Source organism: Corynebacterium gottingense, assembly GCF_007559235.1.
GTDB lineage: Bacteria > Actinomycetota > Actinomycetes > Mycobacteriales > Mycobacteriaceae > Corynebacterium > Corynebacterium gottingense.
Map to the genome: position 1 here is coordinate 13,217 of NZ_VMHH01000013.1, position 22,941 is coordinate 36,157.

20 protein-coding genes are annotated in these 22,941 nt (G+C 65.6%); 17 read left to right on the forward strand and 3 right to left on the reverse strand.

All coding sequences use genetic code 11. The annotated features are described in order from the left end of the window. Positions 1-20 precede the first annotated feature (20 nt). The 3 genes from uvrB to FPH17_RS10920 all read left to right on the forward strand — a co-directional run bounded on the left by uvrB (position 21) and on the right by FPH17_RS10920 (position 3,116). Positions 21-2,120 (forward strand): excinuclease ABC subunit UvrB, encoded by a 2,100-nt coding sequence (gene uvrB / locus FPH17_RS10910; protein ID WP_154880540.1) that lies wholly within the window; start codon positions 21-23, stop codon positions 2,118-2,120. Between the two features lie 25 nt (positions 2,121-2,145). Then, positions 2,146-2,604: a universal stress protein gene (locus tag FPH17_RS10915; protein WP_154880542.1), complete on the forward strand. Its 459-nt coding sequence runs from the start codon at positions 2,146-2,148 to the stop codon at positions 2,602-2,604. 68 nt (positions 2,605-2,672) lie between these two features. Beyond that, positions 2,673-3,116 (forward strand): universal stress protein, encoded by a 444-nt coding sequence (locus FPH17_RS10920; RefSeq protein ID WP_095278832.1) that lies wholly within the window; start codon positions 2,673-2,675, stop codon positions 3,114-3,116. Between the two features lie 18 nt (positions 3,117-3,134). Here the strand turns inward: FPH17_RS10920 and FPH17_RS10925 are convergent, their stop codons facing one another. The 3 genes from FPH17_RS10925 to FPH17_RS10935 all read right to left on the reverse strand — a co-directional run bounded on the left by FPH17_RS10925 (position 3,135) and on the right by FPH17_RS10935 (position 7,265). After that, entirely contained in the window at positions 3,135-5,375 is a 2,241-nt protein-coding gene (locus FPH17_RS10925) for a HelD family protein (protein ID WP_244288108.1), read from the reverse strand. A 114-nt stretch (positions 5,376-5,489) separates the two neighbouring features. Next, on the reverse strand, positions 5,490-6,536 hold the full coding sequence (locus FPH17_RS10930; protein ID WP_154880546.1) for a DoxX family protein: 1,047 nt from the start codon (positions 6,534-6,536) through the stop codon (positions 5,490-5,492). A gap of 132 nt (positions 6,537-6,668) precedes the next feature. Beyond that, on the reverse strand, positions 6,669-7,265 hold the full coding sequence (locus FPH17_RS10935; RefSeq protein WP_154880548.1) for an MBL fold metallo-hydrolase: 597 nt from the start codon (positions 7,263-7,265) through the stop codon (positions 6,669-6,671). Between the two features lie 102 nt (positions 7,266-7,367). Here FPH17_RS10935 and uvrA point away from each other — a divergent pair, with 102 nt between their 5' ends. The 14 genes from uvrA to FPH17_RS11005 all read left to right on the forward strand — a co-directional run bounded on the left by uvrA (position 7,368) and on the right by FPH17_RS11005 (position 22,892). After that, a complete protein-coding gene (gene uvrA, locus FPH17_RS10940; protein WP_154880550.1) occupies positions 7,368-10,220 on the forward strand; it encodes an excinuclease ABC subunit UvrA in 2,853 nt (950 codons plus the stop codon). Between the two features lie 292 nt (positions 10,221-10,512). Then, positions 10,513-11,061 carry a translation initiation factor IF-3 gene (gene infC / locus FPH17_RS10945; RefSeq protein ID WP_205691350.1) on the forward strand — a complete coding sequence of 183 codons (549 nt, stop codon included), beginning with the start codon at positions 10,513-10,515 and terminating at the stop codon, positions 11,059-11,061. 31 nt (positions 11,062-11,092) lie between these two features. Beyond that, positions 11,093-11,287 carry a 50S ribosomal protein L35 gene (rpmI, locus tag FPH17_RS10950; RefSeq protein WP_095278838.1) on the forward strand — a complete coding sequence of 65 codons (195 nt, stop codon included), beginning with the start codon at positions 11,093-11,095 and terminating at the stop codon, positions 11,285-11,287. Between the two features lie 57 nt (positions 11,288-11,344). Next, entirely contained in the window at positions 11,345-11,728 is a 384-nt protein-coding gene (gene rplT / locus FPH17_RS10955; RefSeq protein WP_095278839.1) for a 50S ribosomal protein L20, read from the forward strand. Positions 11,729-11,835: 107 nt separating this feature from the next. Continuing rightward, entirely contained in the window at positions 11,836-12,324 is a 489-nt protein-coding gene (locus tag FPH17_RS10960; RefSeq protein ID WP_154880552.1) for a TM2 domain-containing protein, read from the forward strand. A 22-nt stretch (positions 12,325-12,346) separates the two neighbouring features. Next, entirely contained in the window at positions 12,347-13,159 is an 813-nt protein-coding gene (locus tag FPH17_RS10965) for a TrmH family RNA methyltransferase (protein ID WP_154880554.1), read from the forward strand. Between the two features lie 120 nt (positions 13,160-13,279). Further along, entirely contained in the window at positions 13,280-14,326 is a 1,047-nt protein-coding gene (gene pheS / locus FPH17_RS10970) for a phenylalanine--tRNA ligase subunit alpha (protein WP_154880556.1), read from the forward strand. Between the two features lie 32 nt (positions 14,327-14,358). Beyond that, a complete protein-coding gene (gene pheT / locus FPH17_RS10975; RefSeq protein WP_154880558.1) occupies positions 14,359-16,869 on the forward strand; it encodes a phenylalanine--tRNA ligase subunit beta in 2,511 nt (836 codons plus the stop codon). A 51-nt stretch (positions 16,870-16,920) separates the two neighbouring features. After that, a complete protein-coding gene (gene argC, locus FPH17_RS10980) occupies positions 16,921-17,964 on the forward strand; it encodes an N-acetyl-gamma-glutamyl-phosphate reductase (RefSeq protein WP_154880560.1) in 1,044 nt (347 codons plus the stop codon). 72 nt (positions 17,965-18,036) lie between these two features. Next, positions 18,037-19,251 carry a bifunctional glutamate N-acetyltransferase/amino-acid acetyltransferase ArgJ gene (argJ, locus tag FPH17_RS10985; RefSeq protein ID WP_154880562.1) on the forward strand — a complete coding sequence of 405 codons (1,215 nt, stop codon included), beginning with the start codon at positions 18,037-18,039 and terminating at the stop codon, positions 19,249-19,251. Positions 19,252-19,271: 20 nt separating this feature from the next. Beyond that, positions 19,272-20,252 (forward strand): acetylglutamate kinase, encoded by a 981-nt coding sequence (gene argB / locus FPH17_RS10990; protein WP_154880563.1) that lies wholly within the window; start codon positions 19,272-19,274, stop codon positions 20,250-20,252. Next, positions 20,249-21,460, forward strand: a complete 1,212-nt coding sequence (locus FPH17_RS10995; RefSeq protein ID WP_154880565.1) for an acetylornithine transaminase — start codon at positions 20,249-20,251, stop codon at positions 21,458-21,460. The genes argB and FPH17_RS10995 overlap by 4 nt, the downstream gene beginning before the upstream one ends. Next, a complete protein-coding gene (gene argF, locus FPH17_RS11000; protein ID WP_154880567.1) occupies positions 21,457-22,398 on the forward strand; it encodes an ornithine carbamoyltransferase in 942 nt (313 codons plus the stop codon). Before FPH17_RS10995 ends, argF begins: the two co-directional genes overlap by 4 nt. Beyond that, on the forward strand, positions 22,395-22,892 hold the full coding sequence (locus FPH17_RS11005) for an arginine repressor (protein ID WP_095278849.1): 498 nt from the start codon (positions 22,395-22,397) through the stop codon (positions 22,890-22,892). The genes argF and FPH17_RS11005 overlap by 4 nt, the downstream gene beginning before the upstream one ends. The last annotated feature ends 49 nt before the right edge of the window (positions 22,893-22,941 follow it).

Sequence of the window (22,941 nt, forward strand, 5' to 3'; positions counted from 1 at the left end):
CGGCGAGTATGCTGGCAGCCATGGCTTTCGCTGCAGAACACCCAGTCCTTGCGCACTCCGAGTTCCGCCCCGTCGGCGAGATTGAGCGGCGCGAAAAGCCGTTTGAGGTGGTCTCCGAGTTCGAACCGTCCGGCGATCAGCCTGCCGCAATCGCGGAACTGGACGAGCGGCTGCGCCGCGGCGAAGAAGACGTGGTGCTCATGGGCGCGACGGGTACGGGTAAGTCTGCGACGGCGGCGTGGCTGATTGAGCAGCAGCAGCGGCCCACGCTGGTGATGGCGCCGAACAAGACGCTGGCCGCGCAGCTGGCGAACGAGCTGCGGCAGCTCCTGCCCAACAACGCCGTCGAGTATTTCGTCTCCTACTACGACTACTACCAGCCGGAGGCGTACATCGCGCAGACCGATACCTACATTGAAAAGGACTCGTCCATCAACGATGACGTGGAGCGTCTGCGCCACTCCGCAACCTCCGCGCTGCTGAGCCGCCGCGACGTGGTGGTCGTCTCCTCCGTGTCCTGCATCTACGGCCTGGGCACACCGCAGTCTTACCTGGACCGCTCGATCGTGCTGCGCGTGGACGAGGAGGTCGAGCGCGACCGGTTCTTGCGCCTGCTCGTGGACGTCCAGTACGAGCGCAACGACATTGACTTCAAGCGCGGCACCTTCCGCGTCAAGGGCGACACCGTCGACATCATCCCCGCCTACGAGGAGGTGGCCGTGCGCGTCGAGTTCTTCGGCGACGAGGTCGACTCGCTCTACTACATCCATCCGCTCACGGGCGACGTACTCAGCCAGGAGGACGAGGTGCGCATCTTCCCGGCCACCCACTACGTGGCCACCGAGGAACGCATGGAAAAGGCGATCCAGGCGATCAAGGAGGAGCTCGCCGACCGGCTCGAGGAACTGGAGAGCAAGGGCAAGCTCCTCGAGGCGCAGCGCCTGCGGATGCGCACCGAGTACGACCTGGAGATGATCCAGCAGGTGGGGTTCTGCTCCGGTATTGAGAACTACTCGCGGCACATGGACGGCCGCGGCCCCGGCTCCGCGCCGGCCACGCTCATTGACTACTTCCCGGAGGACTTCCTCACCATCATTGATGAGTCCCACGTGACCGTGCCCCAGATCGGCGGCATGTTTGAGGGCGACATGTCGCGCAAGCGAAACCTCGTGGAGTTCGGGTTCCGCCTGCCCAGTGCTGTCGATAATCGGCCCCTGACCTTCGATGAGTTCGAGTCGCGCGTGGGGCAGACCGTGTACATGTCGGCGACCCCGGGCGACTACGAGCTCGAGGCCGCGCAGGGCGAATACGTCGAGCAGGTGATCCGCCCGACCGGTCTGGTGGACCCGAAGGTGACCGTCAAACCGACGAAGGGGCAGATCGACGACCTCATCGACGAGGTGCGCCAGCGCGTGGACAAGCAGGAGCGCGTGCTCGTGACCACGCTGACCAAGCGCATGGCCGAGGATCTCACCGACTACCTGCTCGACCACGGCATTAAGGTGCGCTACCTGCACTCCGACATCGATACGCTGCAGCGCGTCGAGCTGCTGCGCCAGCTCCGGCTTGGCGAGTTCGACGTGCTCGTGGGCATCAACCTCCTGCGCGAGGGCCTTGACCTCCCAGAGGTGTCATTGGTGGCGATTCTTGATGCGGACAAGGAAGGATTCCTGCGCTCAACGAAGTCGCTCATTCAGACCATCGGACGTGCAGCTCGAAACGTCTCCGGCGAGGTCATCATGTACGCCGACACAATCACCGAGTCGATGCAGGAGGCGATCGATGAGACCGAGCGCCGCCGCGAGAAGCAGCTGGCCTACAACAAGGAGCACGGCATCGACCCGCAGCCGCTGCGCAAGAAGATCGCCGACATCCTCGACCAGGTCTACGAGAACGGCGATGCCGAGGAGCAGGCGAGCCTGAGCTCGGACGCCGCAGTGGCAGAGAAGCCGGACGTGACCACCATGGCCTCCGACGAGGTGCAGAAGCTTATCGACGACCTTACGAAGCAGATGGGCGACGCGGCCCGCGAGCTGAAGTTTGAGCTCGCCGGCAGACTCCGCGATGAGATTGCAGATCTGCGCAAGGAACTCCGTGGTATGAAAGACACAGGAAACTAGAACGAGAAAGGGCGCAATACCCATCATGCACACTTACACATCCATCGCCGTGGGCACCGACGGTTCGCCGACCTCCCTGGTGGCCGTCCGCGCCGCAGCCAGCTTGGCCCGCGTGTACGACGCCCAGCTCACCGTCATCTGCGCGCACTACACCGCGTCCGGTTCCATGCTGAACTCCACGAACGCCGAGCTGAGCAAGATCGACATCGTGACCGAGACCGGTGCCCAGGAGATCCTGACCCGCGCCCGCACGATCGCAGAGGAGGAGCAGGCTCCGAAGGTCAACGTTGTGTCTAAGGCCGGGCAGCCGGCGAACGTGCTGCTTGAGTCCGTTGCGGATTACGAGGTCGACCTGCTCGTAGTGGGCAATAAGGGGATGCGCTCGCTGGCTGGCCGGGTATTTGGCAACATCCCCGGGAGCGTGGCAAAGAAGGCTCCGGTGGACGTTATGCTGGTAGATACCAGGGCCGAGGGGCATAACTAACCTCCCCGGAGCACCCGGAGTACCATGTCCACAGATTCCTAAACTCGATGAAAGGTCACCCAGACACTATGGCTGAGTACTACAACACCATCGTCGTCGGCTCCGACGGCTCCAAGTCCTCCCTCCTCGCAGTGGAGCGGGCGGCACGGATGGCAGCGGCCTTCGGGGCAACGCTGGTCATCGGCACGGCGTACTACCGCACCCAAGAGGACGCCTCCAAGGCATTGCGCCAGGACTCGGTGACCATTCTGGGCGACGAGCAGGCGCTGAAAAACCTCGAGGAGGCCGCTGAGCACGCTCGCTCCTTCGGCGTCGAGGACGTGCAGACCGCGACCCGCCCGGGCACCCCGGTCGAGGCGCTCATGGCGATCGTGAACGACAACAAGGCTGAGCTGCTGGTTGTGGGCAACCGCGGCATCAACTCGCTCACCGGCCGCCTGCTGGGCTCCGTGCCGGCTGACGTTGCACGTCAGTCCGACTGCGACGTGATGATCGTCCACACCGTCAAGTAACGGCGCCGACGGTGGCGCTTAGCCGATCACCGTCAGGCTCTGAGTCGCTCGCGTAGCGGCAACGTAGAGGTCTTGCCACCCCTGTGGTGAGGCCTCTACTATTTTGTCCGGATCGACCACGATGACGTGGTCGAACTCCAACCCCTTCATCTGTGCCACGTTGGCGGCATCGATCACGGCAACGGTGCGTTGTTCCCCTCGATCCGCGCCATCATCGTGGTGCAGCTGCCCGCGCACGCCTTCGGGGTCCGTACCGGCGGGCAGGTGCCGCACCGGAACACCGGTCTGGCGGATTGCCACAGAGGCCTGCGCCTCCGGGTCGATCTGCGCCAGGACGTCGCCCGCGTACTCCATGATTTCCGCGGGGGTGCGGTAGTTCACCGTGAGCTCGTGGGTGACAAACCGCTCGCCGACGAACGGCGCGAGTGACGCGGCCCAGTCGTCCGTGCCGGCGGGCGCTGACGTCTGCGCGGGGTCGCCCACCAGCGTCATCCACCTTGACGGGCACCGGCGGAACACCATCCGCCACTCCATGGGGGAGAGCTCCTGCGCTTCGTCGACGATCACGTGGCCGTAGGCCCAGGTGTGATCCGCCCGCGCGCGCTGCGCGGTGGAGCGGATGTCGGTGACGCGCTGTCGGCTCGCCAAAGTCTCCGCGTCGATGACGTCGGCAGCAGAAAGGATTTCCGCTTCGAACTGGTCGTCGTCGTTGTCCGTGGACTCGGAGGACGCGAGCACGTCAAGGGCGTCGGCGGCCTCCTCGACCTGCTGGCGCCACTGCGCGTCCTCCTTCGCGCGCTGGTCCTCGGGCGCGACGACGCCGATGAGGACGGACAGTTCGTCGATAAGCGCAGTGTCCGACGCGAAGAACCCCGAACCCGGCGCGCGGTAGAGCGCGTCTTGGGTGTAGGCGTCGTAGTCCCCGGCGACCTCTGCGATGCGCGTGCGGTCCGTGAGCGTGACGTCGAGGACCTCGGCGGGGTCGAGCTCCGGGAAGTGCTCGTCCACCAGCGCGATCACCTGCGGGTCGTCGGCGAGGTCGTCGTGCAGCTGGTCCACGTCCGCGGCGGAGAGGAGGTTGCGGCCGCCGAGCGGGTCCGCGCCGATCTTCTCCGCCAGGGCCTCCGCGAGCGACTGCGTGAGGTGCTCAGCAAAGTACTCGCGGGCCTGGTTGTGCGGTTTGCGCGAACGCCGGGCGCGGGTGCGCGCCGCCTTCACCATCGCCGGGGTGGCCTCGATGTCGACGGAGTCGATCTTCAAGGTGACGGGGCGCTCGGGCACCGTCTCAAAGGCCTGCACGGCGCGTTTGAGTACCGTGACCATCTCCTCCGAGCCCTTGACCTCGCGCGCCGCCAGCGGCTCCGCGTCATGCGTCGGCGTGAACCCGGGGACGAGGTCCTCGATGGTGGACAGGACCACGCCGGTTTCGCCCAACTCGGGCAAGACGCGGGAGATGTACTCCAGAAACGTCGGGTTCGGGCCGATGATGAGCACGCCGGTGCGCGAAAGCTGCTCGCGCCAGGTGTAAAGCAAGTAGGCCACGCGGTGCAGCGCGACCGCGGTCTTGCCGGTGCCGGGGCCGCCCTGGACGACCATGACGCCGCGTGTGGCGTCGCGGATAATCTCGTCTTGCTCGCGCTGGATCGTCTCCACGATGGACTGCATGTGGCCGGTGCGCGCGGTGTTCATGGCGCGGCGCAGCGCGGCCTCGGAGCCGACGTTGCCGCCGTCGGTCGCTGGCTCCGCGGCGCCAGGCTGATCGGCGTCGGTGCTGTCTCCAGACAGGACCTCGTCATCCACCGCCGTCACCTTGCGGCCGCGCATGCGGATGTTGCGGCGCTGTTCCACGCCCTCGGGGTGCGCCGTGGTTGCCAGGTAGAACGGCCGCGCCAGCGGCGCGCGCCAGTCCAGCAGGAGGGTGCGGTAGTTGTCCGCGCGATCGTCCATCCCCATGCGCCCGATGTACCGCCGCTCGAGCCCAGGACGCCCCGGGACCGGATTCTCGACGTCCGTGTCGGCCACGTCGATGCGGCCGAAGACCAGGCCCACCTCGGCGATGTTGAGTGCATCGAGCTTGGCGTTGAGCCCGTGGTACTCAGTTTCGCGGCGCACGAGTGCGTCCGAGTCCGGGTTGTCCGGGTCGACGTCGCGCTGCACCGCGGCCAGCTTCTCCTGGGCTGCGGTGACTTCCGCATCCAGGTGCCGGAAGAGCTCATCAACGTAAGCCTGCTCGGATGCAATGTGTTGGGGATTTCTCACCCGCGTGTACCTCCTCACGATTCTCCGCGGTCAAACCGCGCCGTGTAAGCAACAAACGGCCCCGCCGCCCGGAATATTCCGGATTGGCGGGGCCGCGGTGCGCGAAAGCGGGGATTAGCCCAGCTTCTTCTGCAGCTTCTTCACCGACTTCTTGGCGCGCTTCTCGGCCTTCTTCGCCTTGCGCTTCCACTTCAGCTTCTGAATCCAAGACGGGTCGGCGTCGAGTTTGTCGAACGCAGCCTGCAGCTTATCGACGGAACCCTGCGCCTTCTTTTCCAGCTTCGCATGGTTCTTCTTCACCTTGTGCTTTGCGGAGAGCTTCTCCAGGGGGCTCGGGCGAAGGTCATCGATGGAGCCCTGCAGGTCGCCGACAACGCCGTGGACCTTGCGCTTGGCCTGGAACTTCTCGAGCTTGGACGGAGTAGCCTGCTCGATCAGTTTTTCCGCGTCGAAGTCCTTGTACGCGTCCTGCGCGCGGTCGGAGGTCTCCGCGAGGAACTTCGAGGTCTGCTTCTTTGCGTCCTCGAACCAGTCGCCGGCTACCTCGGTGGCGTGGGACGCGGCCTTCTTCCAGTCGTCCTTATTGTCATCGACGTAGCTGGAAACCTGGCTGGTGACCTGGTCGGTGGTGTCGGACAGCCAGTCGCTGGCCTTGCCCATGGTCTTCTCGGTCTCGGACTGAGTGGGCAGCGCCTGCTGGACGTTCTTGCGCGCAACCTTGGCGGCGTTCTGCGCGCGCCACTGGAGGCCCGGCTTGCCGGCCGTGTCGACGGTAGCCAGCAGGACGCCGCCTGCGAGTGCGACATCGGTCAGCGCGCCGGTGCGGCGGCGGGCCTTGTCGTCCTCATCGTCTGCCTCCCAGAACGCGTTGCGTCCGATCAGGGACGGGACGGTGGAGAGAGCGAGCAGGGACGCGGAGGTACGCGGCATCTTGCCGATGGCGAAGAGGCTGCCGGCGCCGGCCTTGACGCCACCCACGATCTGGGCAGCGGTCTCCGGGTCCTTCGGCAGGAAGCCGCGGTACTGACGCGGCAGTACGGAGCGGACCTTCTTCAGCGCGGAGTCCGCAGCGTCCTTGTGCGACGCCGGGTTCAGCGCGGTCTCAACGCCGTCAATGATGTATACGGACGCCAACATCGGGCGAGCGATCTTACGAATCATCTTGCAAACCAGTCCTTCTCATTTGATCGTGGTTTATTCAGGTTCATTCTGGAGCCCACAGCGGGACTCTTCTGGGCACAACTGTACTTGTGTTCCGGCCTTACGGGGGGAGACTCGGCGAAAAACGCTCGGCTACCAGCGACGCTGCCACCACTCATCCAGGTGGGGTCGTTCCTCGCCCAGGGTCGTCGGCTTCCCGTGGCCGGGGCGGACGATGGCGTCGTCCGCGTAGGCGTCGAACAGCTTGGTTTTCACCTCGTTGAACAGGCGGACAAAATCGCCCTCGGAGGCCGTCTTGCCCAGGCCGCCGGGGAAGAGAGAGTCGCCGACGAAGAGGTTCATCGCGCCGTTGATCTCCGCCGCGAGCGCCGCGCCGCCGGGGGTGTGGCCGCGCAGGATCATGACGGGGAACTCCTGACCGTCGAACTCGAGGGTGTCGCCGTCCTTGAGCTCGCGGTCCACCGGCGCCGGCAGCGCGGGCGCGTCCAGGAACGGTGCCCAGTGCGTCGCGCCGGTCGCGTCGAGGACCTCCTTGAGCGCGCGGACGTGGTCGTGGTGGCGGTGCGTGGTGAGCACGTCGGTGATCTCCACGCCTGCGTCGCTGGCGAGGGAGAGGAGTGCGGCGGGGTCGGCGGCGGCGTCGATAAGCAGCCCCTTGCCCTGGGAAGCGAGGAGGTAGCAGTTGTTGTCCAACTCTGAGACGGAAATCTGGTGCAATGAAAGCGTCATGGCGACCAGCGTAGCCGGGCGGGAATAGCTCGGGGGAGGCCCGAGTTGGTAGTTTCTAGGACTGAACCCCACAGAGAACCGCTAGGGAAGGGACGTGGTGACGTGGCCGAATGGCTGACTGTGCGCGGCGCGCGCGAACACAACCTCAAGGGCGTCGACATTTCGCTACCGCGAGACAAGATGGCCGTGTTTACCGGGCTCTCCGGCTCGGGCAAGTCTTCCCTGGCGTTCGACACGATCTTTGCGGAAGGCCAGCGCCGGTACGTGGAGTCCCTGTCCTCGTACGCCCGCATGTTTCTGGGGCAGATGGACAAGCCTGACGTGGACTACATCGACGGGCTCAGCCCCGCGGTGTCCATCGATCAAAAGTCCACGAACCGCAACCCGCGCTCGACCGTGGGCACGATCACGGAAATCTATGACTACCTGCGTCTGCTGTACTCGCGCGCGGGGACGCCGCACTGCCCGGTGTGCGACGCAGTGATCCAGCGGCAGACGCCGCAGCAGATCGTCGACCAGGTCCTTGAGTACGAGGAGCGCACAAAGTTCCAGGTGCTCGCGCCGATCGTGCGCAAGCGCAAGGGCGAATTCCAGGACCTGTTCGCAGACCTGGCCTCCCAGGGCTATTCCCGCGTGAACGTGGACGGGGAGACCTATCAGCTCTCCGAGCCGCCGAAGCTGGAGAAGCAGATCAAGCACACGATCGACGTCGTCGTGGACCGCCTGCAGGTGAAGGAGAGCCAGAAGCAGCGCCTTACTGACTCCGTCGAGACCGCGCTGAAACTTGCCGACGGGCTCGTCGGCTTCGAGTTCGTCGGCCTGGACGCGGACGACCCGGACCGCGTACAGATCTTCTCGGAGAAGATGGCCTGCCCGAACGGCCACAAGCTGGACGTGGAGGAGTACGAGCCCCGCGCGTTCTCCTTCAACTCCCCGTTCGGCGCGTGCCCTGCCTGCGACGGTTTGGGGATGCGCAAGGAGATTGACACCGATCTGGTCATCCCGGACCCGGACGCGCCGGCGGTCGACGCGTTCCAGCCGTGGAACTCGAGCCCGAACAAGAAGTACTTCGAGCGGCTGATCGAGGCGCTGGCCAAGGAGGAGGGCTTCGACGCGCACGTGCCGTTCTCCTCGCTGACCAAGACGCAGCAGAAGCACCTGGTCAACGGCTCGAAGACCAAGGTGAGCGTGCGGTACAAGAATCGCTACGGCAGGCAGCGCTCCTTCAGCGCCGCGTACGAAGGCGTGATTGGCTACCTGGAGCGGAAGCTCGAGCAGGCGGAGACGGACACGCAGAAGGAGCGCCTGCTCGCCTACACCCGTGAGGTCCCGTGCCCGACGTGTAAGGGGGCGCGCCTGAAGCCGGAGATCCTGGCGGTGCGCTTGGACTCCACAACGCACGGCGAGCGCTCGATTGCCGGGCTGACCGAGCTGTCCATCGAGGACGCGTCGGAATACCTGGACAACCTGGTGCTGGGGTACCGCGAGGAGATGATCGCCGGTGCCGTGCTGCGCGAGATCCAGGCAAGGCTCCACTTCCTGCTGGACGTGGGCCTGAACTACCTCACGCTGTCGCGTTCCGCCGGGACGCTTTCCGGCGGCGAGGCGCAGCGTATCCGCCTGGCCACGCAGATCGGCTCAGGACTTGCTGGCGTGCTGTACGTGCTGGATGAACCCTCCATCGGCCTGCACCAGCGCGACAACAACAGGCTAATCGCCACGCTGAAGAAGCTGCGCGACCTGGGCAACACACTCGTGGTGGTGGAGCACGACGAGGACACGATCCGCGAGGCGGATTGGCTCATTGACATCGGCCCGCGCGCCGGTGAGTACGGCGGCGAGGTGGTCTACCAGGGCGAGCCCGACGGACTCGTCGAGGCGGAAGGCTCGCTCACCGGCGACTACATCGCCGGCCGCAAGAAGATCGAGGTGCCTGCGCAGCGGCGACCGCTGGATAAGGACCGGAAGATCAAGGTGGTTGGGGCCCGCGAGAACAACCTGAATAACGTCAGCGTGGAGATTCCGCTCGGCCTGCTCGTCGCGGTGACGGGCGTGTCCGGCTCCGGCAAGTCCACCCTGGTCAACGAGATCCTGGCGAAGACCCTGCAGAACGAGCTGAACGGCGCCCGCCAGGTTCCCGGCCGCGTCAAACGCGTGGAGGGGCTGGACTCGTTGGACAAGCTGGTCCAGGTAGATCAGAGCCCGATCGGGCGCACGCCGCGCTCGAACCCGGCGACGTACACGGGCGTCTTTGACAAAGTTCGCAACCTTTTTGCCGAAACACAGGAGGCGAAGGTGCGCGGGTACAAGGCGGGGCGTTTCTCCTTCAATGTCAAGGGTGGCCGGTGTGAGGCCTGCCGCGGCGACGGCACCATCAAAATCGAGATGAACTTCCTGCCCGATGTGTACGTGCCCTGCGAGGTGTGTGGCGGCGCGCGCTACAACAGGGAGACCCTCGAGGTCCGTTACAAGGGAAAGACGATCGCGGAGGTGCTGGAGATGCCGATCTCCGAGGCCGCCGAGTTCTTCGAACCGATTTCTTCCATTCACCGGTATCTCGCCACGCTTGTCGACGTCGGCCTCGGCTACGTCCGCCTGGGACAGTCCGCGACGACCCTGTCCGGTGGCGAGGCGCAGCGCGTGAAGCTGGCAACCGAGCTGCAAAAGCGCTCCAACGGCCGGACCATCTATATCCTGGACGAGCCGACGACCGGCCTGCACTTCGAGGACATCCGCAAGCTGATGCTCGTGCTCAATGGCCTGGTGGAGAAGGGCAACACCGTCCTGGTTATCGAGCACAATCTCGACGTGGTCAAGTCCGCCGACTGGATCATCGACATGGGCCCGGAGGGCGGATCCGGCGGCGGCACCGTGGTTGCGCAGGGAACACCCGAGGACGTGGCAGCGGTGGAAGGATCGTTTACGGGCGAGTACCTGCACAAGGTCCTGCACTAGCTGCCTGGGTGGGGGTGCGGAGAATCGAAGCAGCCCGTCTCGGCGTGCGATTTGGGTTCTCCCGCAATGGTTGCTAATGTAAGTACCACTACCGCCCAGTGCTCCTGATTCAGGTGTACGGGCCGCAAGTGGAGTTACTCCCACCCCACGCCGCGCTGGAGCGCAGGATACGGGTCAACGGTATGGCACACGCAGGAAGTCTGCCATGCTGAACGGATGAACTCCCGCTGGCGTAAACGCTAGCGGGTTTTTCGCGTGGGATGACGTCGCTTGGGGCTTGGTAGCGATCACATTGTCATTCTCGTCTTTAGGAGTTCTCATCAGCGCTGAAGCTCGGATCAACGAACGAATCCGCGTACCGGAAGTTCGCCTCGTCGGCCCGTCCGGCGAGCAGGTGGGCATTGTCCGCACGGATGATGCCCGCAAGTTGGCGTACGACGCGGACCTCGACCTGGTCGAGGTCGCGCCGAAGGCCAAGCCGCCCGTGGCCAAGATCATGGATTACGGCAAGTACAAGTACGAGCAGGATCAGAAGGCCCGCGAGGCTCGCAAGAACCAGCAGCAGACCGTGGTGAAGGAACAGAAGTTCCGCCCGAAGATCGATGAGCACGACTACCAGACGAAGAAGGGCAATGTCGAGCGCTTCCTGGAGAAGGGCAACAAGGTCAAGGTGACCATCATGTTCCGTGGCCGCGAGCAGTCGCGTCCGGAACTCGGCTACCGCCTCCTCGAGCGTCTTGCAGATGACATCGGTGAGCTGGGCGTGGTCGAGTCTCGTCCGAAGCAGGACGGTCGCAACATGACGATGGTCTTCGGGCCGGCTCGCAAGGGCAAGAAGTAGCACACATTTTCAACTCTGAAGGGCTTTTACCATGAAGCAGAAGACCCACAAGGGCACCGCAAAGCGCATCAAGGTCAACGGCAAGGGCAAGCTGCGCCGCGAACAGGCCGGCAAGCGCCACCTCAACGAGTCGCTGTCCTCCAAGCGTCGCCGCAAGCTGTCCGGCACCACTGACGTCGCACGGGCAGATCAGAAGCGCATGAAGCGCCTTCTTGGCCGCGCATAGTTCAACCAGCGCCCTGTAACCAGCACAAATACCGAATAAGTAAAGGAAGTTTGACTCATGGCACGTGTGAAGCGTTCAGTCAACGCCAAGAAGAAGCGCCGCGCAATCCTCAAGTCCGCGAAGGGCTACCGCGGCCAGCGCTCCCGCCTGTACCGCAAGGCCAAGGAGCAGTGGCTGCACTCCCAGACCTACGCTTACCGCGATCGTCGTAAGCGCAAGGGTGAGTTCCGCAAGCTGTGGATCCAGCGCATCAACGCCGCTGCTCGTCTGAACGACATCACCTACAACCGCCTCATCCACGGCCTGAAGCTGGCCGAGGTCGAGGTCGACCGCAAGATCCTCGCCGAGCTTGCCGTCAACGACTTCGCTGCGTTCTCCGCGATCTGCGAGATTGCCAAGAACGCCCTCCCGGAGGACGTGAACGCTCCGAAGGCCGCGTAAGCACCCTTCGCTTATCGACGCCCACCTCACCCTCGCACTTGCGAACGGGTCGGGGTGGGCGTTTCGCATGTCCGAGTGTGTTCGGGTGCCTGAGTAAGGTGTGGGACATGACGAACCCCTACGACAACGGCAGCAACAACAACGGCCCCTACGGGAGCGGGTACCCCAGCGCACACGGCAAAGGTGCAGACGACTGGTATTGGGACGAGCAGGGCGCGGCTGCCAACGAGTGGGCGCGCACCAGGCAGTTCTACGGCGGCAGGCCGGGCGCTCCCGCGCTGTCGGATCACTACGAAAAACTTCGCACGTCAAACGGACCCGTGCAGCCTGTGAGGCAGCCCCGCGCGTGGCCCCTTGCTGTCCTGCTGTGCCTTTTCTTTGGGCTTTTCGGCGCGCACAACTTTTACCTGGGCTACACCAAGCGGGGGCTCGTCCAGTTGGGGCTCCACATCTTCGGCTGGTTTACGATGTTCTTCTTGGTGGGCTTTGTCGTGTTGGGGGTGCTGGGTATCTGGGTACTGTGCGACCTCGTCCGAATTTTCACGCGCAGCGGGTTTTACTCCGCAGACGCGGACGGCGTGCCGTTGCTGCGGTAGCACGCCGGTAGAATGCAAGGCCATGAGCCTTGATTTCACGCAACCCTTTACTGAGCGCACCCCCCGAGTAGTCAACGCGGCGAAGCTGCACCGGGCGCAGGCCCGAAAGAAGGCGAACCGCTTCTTGGTGGAGGGCGCAAACTCAGTTGAGGCGGCTGTGGCGACGGGCGCGGCCACCGATCTCTTTGCCACAGAGCGTGCCGCAGACGAGTTCGCGGACATCATCACCACGGCGGACTACATGGACGTGTTCACCCACGCCATCACTGATCAGGCAGCGAAGCACATGTCTGATACGGTCCACACCACCGGGCTCTTCGCCGTGTGCAAGCCGTCGCTGTGGACTGTCGGCGCGGCGCTGCGCGGGACCCCAGAGTTCGTCGCCGTAGGAGTGGAAACGAACGACCCAGGCAACGCGGGCACCATCATCCGCATTGCCGATGCGACTGGAGCGAATGCCGTGATCTTTGCCGGCGAGACGGTCGACCCGGAATCTTCCAAGGTCGTGCGTTCCTCCGCCGGTTCGCTGTTCCACCTCCCCGTCGCACGCGAACGAAACATCAAGGACGTCCTGGGTCAGTTGCGCGCCAAAGGCTTGCAGATCGTCGCGACCGCCATGGACGGTGAAGTCTCCCTCGACGCAGCGGGGGAGGTGCTCGCGAAACCGACTGCGTGGCTCTTCGGCAACGAAGCGCACGGGCTCCCCGACGAGATCCTGGAACTGGCTGACCACCGGGTGGCAATTCCAATCAAAGGAAGCGCGGAGTCGTTGAACCTCGCCACAGCTGCAGCAATGTGCATGTGGGAGTCCTCCAAGGTGCTCGGCCAGGACTAGAAGACGCGCAGGGCGGTGCGCGCCCTCGAAGTTGTCTCTGCAGGCGTCGGACAATTGAAGTGTATGCGCGGGTATGCTTGTGTGCGCTGAAATATCACCAGACAAGTGGAAGGGACGAGCGTGTCCGAGACCCCGGAGATTCAACTGACCGAGGAGGCGCTAGACAGCGCTGCCGCGGCGGCGATCGAAGCGTTTGAGAACGCGGCAGACTTGCCGGCGCTGGAAGAGGCGCATAGGCAGCATCTGGGGGAGAAGGCCTTTATCCCGCGGGCGCGGCGGGCCCTGGGCACCCTTCCGAAGGACCAGCGCAAGGACGCTGGTCGGATGGTGAATATGGCGCGCGGGCGCGTCGAGAAGCGCTTCGCGCAGCTGCGCGAGCTGCGCGAGGCCGAGTACCGTGCGCAGCAGCTCAAGGAAGAAGCGGTGGATGTCACTCTGCCGACGACTCGCGGGCAGGTCGGGGCGATGCACCCGATCACCACGCTGAGCGAGCAGATCGCGGACATCTTTGTCGGCATGGGCTGGGAAATCGCCGAGGGGCCGGAGGTTGAGGCGGAATTCTTCAACTTCGACGCGCTCAACTTCATCCCGGATCACCCCGCGCGCACCCTGCAGGACACCTTCTACATTGGTGAGCCGGGCTCCAAACAGGTCATGCGTACGCACACCTCGCCGGTGCAGGTGCGCTCCATGCTGGACCGTGACGTTCCGCTGTACATCGCGTGCCCGGGTCGCGTCTTCCGCACCGACGAGCTTGACGCCACACACACTCCGGTGTTCCACCAGATTGAGGGCCTGGCCGTGGATAAGGGGCTGACCATGGCGCACCTCCGCGGCACCCTGGACCACCTGGCCAAGACGCTGTTCGGGCCGGCGGCGAAAACCCGCATGCGTACGAACTACTTCCCGTTCACGGAGCCGAGCGCTGAGGTGGACGTGTGGTTTGAAAACAAGAAGGGCGGCGCAGGCTGGATCGAGTGGGGCGGCTGCGGCATGGTCAACCCGAACGTGCTGCGCGCTGTCGGCGTGGATCCGGGAGAGTACCAGGGCTTCGCCTTCGGCATGGGCCTGGAGCGCACCCTGCAGTTCCGCAACGGGCTGACGGACATGCGCGACATGGTCGAGGGCGACGTGCGCTTCACCCTGCCGTTCGGCGTGCAGGCGTAAGCAGGCAATAGGAGAGAAGGGACAAGGACAACATGCTGATTTCCAAAAACTGGATCACTCGCCTGCTGCGCAACGCGGGCAACGAGGGCTGGACCGTCACCGACGAGGAGCTGGACGCAGGCTTCGTCCGCGTTGGCTTCGAAACGGAGGGCTACGCGCCGATCGAAGAAACCACCGGCCCGCTCGTGCTGGGGCGCGTCGCCGAGATCGAAGAGCTCACCGGGTTTAAGAAGCCGATCCGATACTGCCAGGTTGACGTGGGAGATGCGAACGGCACCGGCGAACTGCAGGGCATCATCTGCGGTGCGCGGAATTTCGCGCTTGGCGACTACGTCGTGGTAGCGCTGCCGGGCGCGGTCCTGCCGGGTGGCTTTGCCATCTCCGCGCGCAAGACCTATGACCACAACTCCAACGGCATGATGGCGTCCGCCGCGGAGCTCGGCATGACCACGAAGAGTGACGGCATCATTACCCTGCCCGAGGGCATGGGCAAGCCGGGCGATGATGCCCGCGAGATCCTCCAGCTCGATGACACGATCTTTGACGTCAACATCACCCCGGACCGCGGTTACGCGCTTTCCGCGCGCGGGCTGACCCGCGAGATCGCTTCCGCGTTCAACCTCGCGTTTACCGATCCCGCCGCGGACCCGCAGGTTGCAGCCGTGGACACCTCGCAGGTCCCCGCAGTGCAGGGTGCGCTTATCGACGTCACCCTGGACGACTCCACCCGCGCTCGCCGTTTCGGGCTGGCCAAGGTCGAGGGCATTGACCCGGCAGCGAAAGCCCCGTTCTGGATGCAGCGCGAGCTCATGCTCTCCGGCATCCGCTCCGTCAACGCTGCGACCGACGTGACCAACTACGTCATGCTGCTCCTCGGCCAGCCGATGCACGCCTTTGACGCGGACAAGATCTCCGGCAACCTGCACGTGCGCAACGCGTTGGTGGGCGAGGAGTTTGAGACGCTGGACCACACGAAGCGCACCCTGCTGGACTCCGACGTGGTCATCACCGACGACGCGGGCATCCAGTCCCTCGCGGGCGTGATGGGCGGCGTCACCTCTGAGATTTCGGACGAGACGGCAAACGTGTACTTCGAGGCCGCCAGCTGGGACGAGCTCACGGTGGCGAAGACCGCGCGCCACCACAAGCTGAGCTCGGAGGCGTCGCGCCGATTCGAGCGTGGCGTCGACCCGGCCATCGTGGAGGTAGCCCTGGACGTTGCGTGCGCACTGCTGACCAGCATCGCAGGCGGCGAGATCACGTCTGGCCGCACCCTCGTCGGCGCGGTCCCGCATCGCGAGTCCATCGAACTGCCGCCGGCCGCGCCGTCCAAGCTCATCGGCGTCGAGTACGCCGAGGAGACGGTCGTGCGTCGCTTGGAGGAGGTCGGCTGCGCCGTGGAGAAAGCGGCCGAGGGCGTCCTGGCTGTCACCCCGCCCACCTGGCGCGGCGACCTCACCGTCCCGGTCGAGCTGATCGAGGAAATCGTGCGCCTGGAAGGGCTGGACGACATCCCGTCCATCCTGCCCACCCCGCGCGGTGGCCGCGGTCTGACCCCGGCGCAGCAGCGCCGCCGCGCCGTGACGCACGCGCTGGCCTACGCCGGTTACGCCGAGGTTATCCCCACCCCGTTCATGGCAAACGGCACCTTCGACACCTGGGGCCTGGACGAGGACGACCCGCGCCGCAACACCGTAAAGGTGCAGAACCCGCTGGATACGGACTACGGAGTGCTCGCCACGACGCTGCTGTCGGCGATGCTCGAGGCCGTGGGGAAGAACGTGGCACGCGGTCGCGCTGATGTCGCGATCTACTCGGTGGCGCAAACGGCGTTCAAGCGCGCGGAAGCCTCGCCGTTGCCCAGCGTGGAAGCTCGCCCCGACGAGCCGACGATCTCCGGCATCCTGGATTCGGTGCCGCATCAGCCGCTGCATGTGGCAACCGTCGCGCTGGGCAACGCCGAGGAGGCAGGCCCGTTCGGACAGGCTCGCGCCTACACCTGGGCAGACGCACTCGAGTCGGCGCAGGTCGTGGCCCGCGCCGCAGGCGTTGAGCTCACGGTTGCTGCTGCGGAGTACTTGCCGTGGCACCCGGGCCGCTGTGCCGAGCTGCGCGTCGGAGAGACCGTCGTGGGGCACGCCGGCGAGCTCCACCCGCAGATCCTGGAGGCACTCGAGTTGCCGCCGCGCGTGTGCGCGATGGAGCTCGACCTCTCCGCGCTGCCGTTCGCGGAGGTCCTCCCGGCCCCCATCCTGTCCGTCTACCCGGCGCTGCACCAGGACATCGCGCTCGTCGTCGACGAGGCAGTGCCGGCCGAGGAGGTCCGCAGGGTCCTCGAAGAGGGGGCAGGTGAGCTGCTCGAGGGTGTCACGCTTTTCGACGTCTACCGCTCCGAACAGCTCGGCGAAGCCAAGAAGTCCCTGGCGTTCGGCCTGGTGTTCCGCGCGCCGGACCGTACGCTGACCGAGGACGAGGCCTCCGAGGCCCGCCTCGCGGCAGCGGAGGCGGCCAAGTCTCGCTTTGGCGCTGAGATGCGCGGCTAAGCAAAGAGTGAATAATTTGCAGTCGACTGCATAAAAGCGTAGGGTGTCTGTATGACACTCAACGTAGCAGTCGCCGGAGCGACGGGGTACGCGGGCGGAGAGATCCTCCGTCTGCTCCTGCGCCACCCCCTGTACGAGTCGGGCGACCTTACCATTGGCGCACTGACCGGAAACTCCACGGCGGGGCAGTCCGTTGCGGAGCTGATGCCGCACCTCCCGCAGCTGGCGGACCGAGTCATTGAGCCGACCTCGGTTGAGGTGCTCGGCGGGCACGACGTCGTCTTTCTCGGGTTGCCGCATGGATTCTCGGCCGAAATTGGCGCGAAGCTGCCGGACACGACGATCGTGATCGATTGCGCGGCGGATTTCCGTCTCCGTGATGCCGCCGCGTGGCAGCGCTACTACGGCTCCGCGCACGCGGGCAGCTGGCCTTACGGCATACCGGAGATGCCCGGTCACCGCGACCAGCTGCGCGGTGCGACCCGCGTGGCCGTCCCCGGCTGTTTTCCAACCGGCGCGACCCTCGCTGCCTACCCGGCCGTTGCAGCGGGGTTGGCGGCACCCGATCTCCGCGTTGTGGCTATCACCGGGGTCTCGGGCGGCGGCAAGAAGGCGTCCGTCGCCATGCTCGGCGCAGAGACGATGGGCTCGCTCAAGACGTACAAGACCGCAGGTGCGCACCGGCACAACCCGGAGATCGCGCAGAACATCGCCGAGGCCACGGATGAGGACGTCACCGTGAGCTTCACCCCGGTCCTGGCACCGCTTCCGCGCGGCATTCTCACCACCGTGACCATGCCGCTGCGGAGCGGGGTCGACGCCGCCACCGCTCGCGCGGCGTACGAGTCGGCGTACGGCGACGAACCGTTCGTGCACGTCCTCCCGGAAGGCGCGCACCCGCAGACGCAGCACGTCGTGGGTGCAAATATGTGCCACCTCCAGGTTGAGGTCGACGAGGGCGCCGGAGTACTGCTTGCCACATCCGCCATAGACAACCTGACCAAGGGCACCGGCGGCGCGGCAGTGCAGTGCATGAACCTCGCTCTCGGACTGGACGAGACGGCCGGCCTGCCACGGCAGGGCGTCGCCCCCTAGCCCGGGCACACCCGGAAGATCATCCCTACAACGCCACCCGCGCGGCGACCTTTACACAGAAAGCGAGACACCATGGAAACCCCACACCCCTCACCGAGTACCCACGACACCGCCGAAGCGCCCCGACTGAGTGTGACCGCCCCCCGGGGGTTCCGCGCTGCGGCGACTGCGGCGGGCATCAAGCCGTCGGGGAAGTCGGACATGGCACTCGTGGTCAACGACGGACCGAATGACGCTGCGGCCGCGGTGTTTACGCGCAATCGCGTGAAGGCGTCGCCGGTCAAGCTGTCACAGGCGGCGCTGGCAGACGGCGCGTTGCGCGCGGTGCTGTACAACTCCGGGAACGCAAACGCGTGCAACGGTGCGCAGGGCGACGCGGACGCGCGCGAATCCCAGGCGCTCGCCGCAGCGGCGCTCGGTGTCGAGCCCTCGGAGGTGGCCGTGTGCTCGACCGGGCTAATTGGGGAGCTGCTGGACATGGGGAAGGTGCGTGGTGGCGTCGAAAAGCTGCTGCCCCTGCTCGGCGACGACGAGGCGCAGGGCGAGGCGGCGGCTGACGCGATTTTGACGACGGACCTTGTGCGGAAAGAGGCTGGCTACCGCGGCGAAGGCTGGACGGTCGGGGCGATGGGCAAGGGCGTGGGTATGATGGCGCCCTCGCTCGCCACGATGCTGGTGTGCATTACTACGGACGCTGCCGCGACACCCCAGGCGCTGGACGCCGCGCTGCGCAAGGCGACGAAGGTGACGTTTGACACCGTCGATATTGACGGCTCGACCTCCACCAACGACACGGTCATCGTGATGGCCAACGGCGCGAGCGGGGTCACCCCGAGCCAGGACGAGCTGGATCGCGCGATCCACGCGGTGTGCGATTCGCTGGCGCGCCAGATGCAGGCCGACGCCGAAGGCGTGACCAAGCGCGTCAACATCACGGTGACCGGCACCGCGAGCGATGACGACGCACTCAACGCCGCCCGCACGCTGGGCCGCGACAGCCTGTTCAAGTGCGCCATGTTCGGCTCCGACCCGAACTGGGGCCGCACCCTCGCGGCGGTCGGCATGGCGGACGCAGCGATGGACCCCGAGAACATCTCCGTGTACTTCAACGGGCAGCCGGTGTGCGAGCGCTCCACCGGAACGCCCGGCGCGCGCGACGTCGACCTCTCCGGCGTGGACATCGACGTCCGCGTGGACCTGGGGACCGGGGGGCCGGGCACCGCGACGGTCCACACCACCGACTTGTCCCATGACTACGTGGAGATCAACTCCGCGTACAGCTCCTAGCAGGAAGGGCACCGAGCACAATGAGCGAACCAACTCCGGCGCAGCCGCTGAAACCCTTGAAGCATCTCAGCAGCGAGGACCGCGCGCACGTTCTCGCGGAGGCCCTCCCGTGGCTGCAGCACTACCGGGACAAGATCGTCGTGGTCAAGTACGGCGGCAACGCCATGATTGATGAGCAGCTGAAGGCCGCGTTCGCCGCAGACATGGTGTTTCTGCGCACGGTGGGCGCAAAACCCGTCGTCGTGCACGGTGGCGGGCCGCAGATTTCGGCGATGCTGAAGCGGCTGGGCCTCGATGGCGGGGAGTTTGTTGGGGGCTTTCGCGTCACCACGCCGGAGATCCTCGACGTGGTCCGCATGGTCCTGTTCGGCCAAGTCGGCCGCGACCTGCTGGGCAAGATCAACTCGCACGGCCCCTACGCGGTGGGGACCTCCGGCGAGGATGCCGGGCTGTTTACCGCGAAGCGCAGGCTTGTCGACGTCGACGGGCAACCCACCGACATCGGCCTGGTCGGCACGATCACGGACGTGAACCCCTCGGCAGTGATGGACATCATCGAGGCCGGCCGGATCCCCGTCGTCTCCGGCATCGCGCCAGGCGAGGGCGGCGACGTGTACAACATCAATGCCGACGAGGCTGCCGGCGCGCTGGCCAAGGCGATCGGCGCGGAGCGCCTGGTTGTGCTCACCAACGTGGAGGGCCTCTACACCGACTGGCCGGACAAGGACTCGCTCCTGTCCAAGATCCAGGTCCGGGAGCTTGAGCGCATGAAGCCAGACCTGGATTCCGGCATGATCCCCAAGATGGGGGCCTGCCTGACGGCGGTGAAAGGGGGAGTGCGCGCCGCGCACGTGATTGACGGCCGCATTGCCCACTCCGTGCTGCTGGAGCTGCTCACCGAGGGCGGTATCGGCACCATGGTGTTCCCGGACGCTTTTGACGTAAACAACTACCCGGAGGGCACGGCCACCACTGTGTTCAGGAAGGATGAAAACGCATGACCGAGCAGACGCACTCCGCGCAACCAGCGCTCGCGGCCTGGGGCGACACGCTCATGAACACCTACGGCACGCCGCCCGTGGAGCTCGCCCGCGGCGAGGGCGCGCGGGTCTTTGGCCCGCAGGGCGCCGAGTTCATCGACATGTTGGCTGGCATCGCGGTCAACTCCCTGGGCCACGCCCACCCGGCGGTGATCGACGCCGTCACCGAACAGATTGGCAAGCTGGGCCACGTCTCTAACCTCTTCGCCTCCGAGCCGGTGGTGCAGGCCGCACAGAAGCTCAAGGCGCGGTGTGGCGACGATTCTGCGCGACTGTTTTTCTGCAACTCGGGCGGCGAGGCGAACGAGGCAGCGTTCAAGCTTGCTCGCTTGACTGGGCGCTCGCGCGTCCTTGCCGCGGTGAACGGTTTCCACGGCCGCACGATGGGTTCGCTCGCGCTTACCGGCCAGCCCGAGAAGCGCGCGCCGTTCGAGCCCCTGCCCCCCGGCGTGGAGTTCTACCCCTACGGCGACATCGACTACCTGCGCAAACTCGTGGCCGTAAACCCGGGTGACACCGCGGCGATCATCCTCGAGCCGATCCAGGGCGAAACCGGCGTCATCCCCGCTCCCGAGCATTTCCTCACCCAGGTCCGCCAACTGTGCGACGAGTCCGGGGCGCTCATGCTTATCGACGAAGTCCAAACCGGCATCGGACGCACCGGAGAATTCTTTGCGTTCCAGCACGAAGGCGTCGTCCCGGACGTGGTGACCATGGCGAAGGGGCTCGGTGCCGGCCTGCCCATCGGCGCGGTCCTCGCGCGCGGGAAGGCCGCGGAGCTGTTCACCCCGGGCTCGCACGGCACGACCTTCGGCGGCAACCCCGTCGCCTGCGCTGCGGCGAACGCGGTGCTGGACACTGTTGATGACGCATTCCTCGCGGAGGTGCGCCGCAAGGGGGAGAAACTTGCTGCGTCGGTCGCGGCGTTGGCCGGCGTGCAGGAGGTGCGCGGTCGCGGCCTTATGCTCGGGGTGGTGCTCGACCGGCCCGTGGCCAAGGACGTGGTGGCGAAGGGGCTGGAGCGGGGAGTGATTGTGAACGCTCCGTCGACAAGCGTGGTGCGACTCACGCCGCCCCTCATCATCACGGACAATGACATTGATGCGGCCGTTGAGCGCATCGCGCTCGCGCTTGCCGACGCCACCGAGAACGAAAGGAACGACTCATGACCAGGCACTTTTTGGCTGATGACGATCTGACGCCGGACGAGCAGGCCGAGGTGCTCGCGCTCGCCGCTGAGATGAAGCGCGACCCGTACGCGAAGCGCCCGCTCGAGGGGCCGAGGTCTGTGGCCGTGCTCTTTGACAAGACGTCCACGCGGACCCGCTTCTCCTTCGACGTGGGCATTCACCAGATGGGCGGGAACGCGATTATCACGGACACGTCCAACTCCCAGATGGGGAAGGGGGAGACGCTGCAGGACACGGCGGCGGTGCTGTCGCGGTTCGTTGACGCGATCGTGTGGCGTACCTACGCGCATGACAACTTCCACGCGATGGCCGAGACCGCGACGGTCCCGCTGGTCAACGCGCTGTCGGATGACCTGCACCCCTGCCAGATCCTCGCGGACCTGCAGACTATCCAGGAAAACTTCGGCCGCCTCAAGGGGCTGCGCGCCGCGTACCTGGGCGACGGCGACAACAACATGGCGAATTCCTACATGCTCGGGTTCGCCACCGCGGGGGTGGACATTGCCATCGTCGCGCCCGAGGGGTTCCAGCCCAAGGAGCAGTTTGTGCAGCGGGCGCGTGAGCGCGCCGAACAGACCGGCGCGACGGTCACGGTGAGCGCCGACCTGGCCGCGGTGGACGGCGTGGACGTGGTCATCACGGACACGTGGGTGTCCATGGGCATGGAGGACGACGGGTTGGATCGTCGGACCCCGTTTTTGCCCTACCAGGTCAACGCAGAGGTCATGGCACGCGCGTCGGAGGATGCCGTATTCTTGCACTGCTTACCTGCGTACCGTGGCAACGAGGTCACGGCGGAGGTGATCGACGGCGCGCAATCGCGCGTGTTCGACGAGGCGGAAAGCCGGCTGCACGCCCAGAAAGCATTGCTGGCGTGGCTCATGGAACACCAAGATGAGGAGGAACACCAGGTATGACCCAACCCGTATCGCGCACGGCGCGACAGGCCCGCATCCTTGAGATCATCGGGAGCACACGGGTGTCTTCGCAGGCGCAACTCTCCGAATTCTTGCAGGCCGACGGCATCGACATCACCCAGGCGACGCTGTCGCGCGACCTGGATGAGCTTGGGGCGAAAAAGATCCGTCCCCTTGGAGGCGGCCGTGCGTATTACACGGTGACCTCGGACACGGGGTCGCTCTCCGTCGTGCAGACCGGGCCGCGGGACAAGCTGCGCCGCATGATCGAGGAACTCGTCGTCTCGGTGGACTACACCGGCAACACCACGGTCCTGCGCACGCCTCCCGGCGCCGCGCAGTACTTGGCCAGCTACATCGACCGCGTCGGCCTCGACGAAGTCGTGGGTTGCATCGCGGGCGACGACACGATCTTTGTCCTGGCTCGGGAGCCGCTCAGCGGTAAGGAACTGGGCGAAAAGATCTTCGGCCACGCGCACCCCGCCAACGAATAGCGTGTTCCGCAGCAGCGGGTCACAGGAAACACACATCCCCGGGTAACCT

Bases quoted from the DNA above. Each gene is read 5' to 3' on its own strand.
- FPH17_RS10915 (WP_154880542.1), top strand. From the start codon at position 2,146: ATGCACACTTACACATCCATCGCCGTGGGCACCGACGGTTCGCCGACC.
- FPH17_RS10930 (WP_154880546.1), bottom strand. From the start codon at position 6,536: ATGATTCGTAAGATCGCTCGCCCGATGTTGGCGTCCGTATACATCATT.
- rpmI (WP_095278838.1), top strand. From the start codon at position 11,093: ATGAAGCAGAAGACCCACAAGGGCACCGCAAAGCGCATCAAGGTCAAC.
- pheT (WP_154880558.1), top strand. From the start codon at position 14,359: ATGCTGATTTCCAAAAACTGGATCACTCGCCTGCTGCGCAACGCGGGC.
- argB (WP_154880563.1), top strand. From the start codon at position 19,272: ATGAGCGAACCAACTCCGGCGCAGCCGCTGAAACCCTTGAAGCATCTC.
- rplT (WP_095278839.1), top strand. From the start codon at position 11,345: ATGGCACGTGTGAAGCGTTCAGTCAACGCCAAGAAGAAGCGCCGCGCA.
- FPH17_RS10935 (WP_154880548.1), bottom strand. From the start codon at position 7,265: ATGACGCTTTCATTGCACCAGATTTCCGTCTCAGAGTTGGACAACAAC.
- FPH17_RS10965 (WP_154880554.1), top strand. From the start codon at position 12,347: ATGAGCCTTGATTTCACGCAACCCTTTACTGAGCGCACCCCCCGAGTA.
- argJ (WP_154880562.1), top strand. From the start codon at position 18,037: ATGGAAACCCCACACCCCTCACCGAGTACCCACGACACCGCCGAAGCG.
- FPH17_RS11005 (WP_095278849.1), top strand. From the start codon at position 22,395: ATGACCCAACCCGTATCGCGCACGGCGCGACAGGCCCGCATCCTTGAG.
- FPH17_RS10960 (WP_154880552.1), top strand. From the start codon at position 11,836: ATGACGAACCCCTACGACAACGGCAGCAACAACAACGGCCCCTACGGG.
- FPH17_RS10920 (WP_095278832.1), top strand. From the start codon at position 2,673: ATGGCTGAGTACTACAACACCATCGTCGTCGGCTCCGACGGCTCCAAG.
- argF (WP_154880567.1), top strand. From the start codon at position 21,457: ATGACCAGGCACTTTTTGGCTGATGACGATCTGACGCCGGACGAGCAG.
- FPH17_RS10995 (WP_154880565.1), top strand. From the start codon at position 20,249: ATGACCGAGCAGACGCACTCCGCGCAACCAGCGCTCGCGGCCTGGGGC.
- uvrB (WP_154880540.1), top strand. From the start codon at position 21: ATGGCTTTCGCTGCAGAACACCCAGTCCTTGCGCACTCCGAGTTCCGC.
- argC (WP_154880560.1), top strand. From the start codon at position 16,921: ATGACACTCAACGTAGCAGTCGCCGGAGCGACGGGGTACGCGGGCGGA.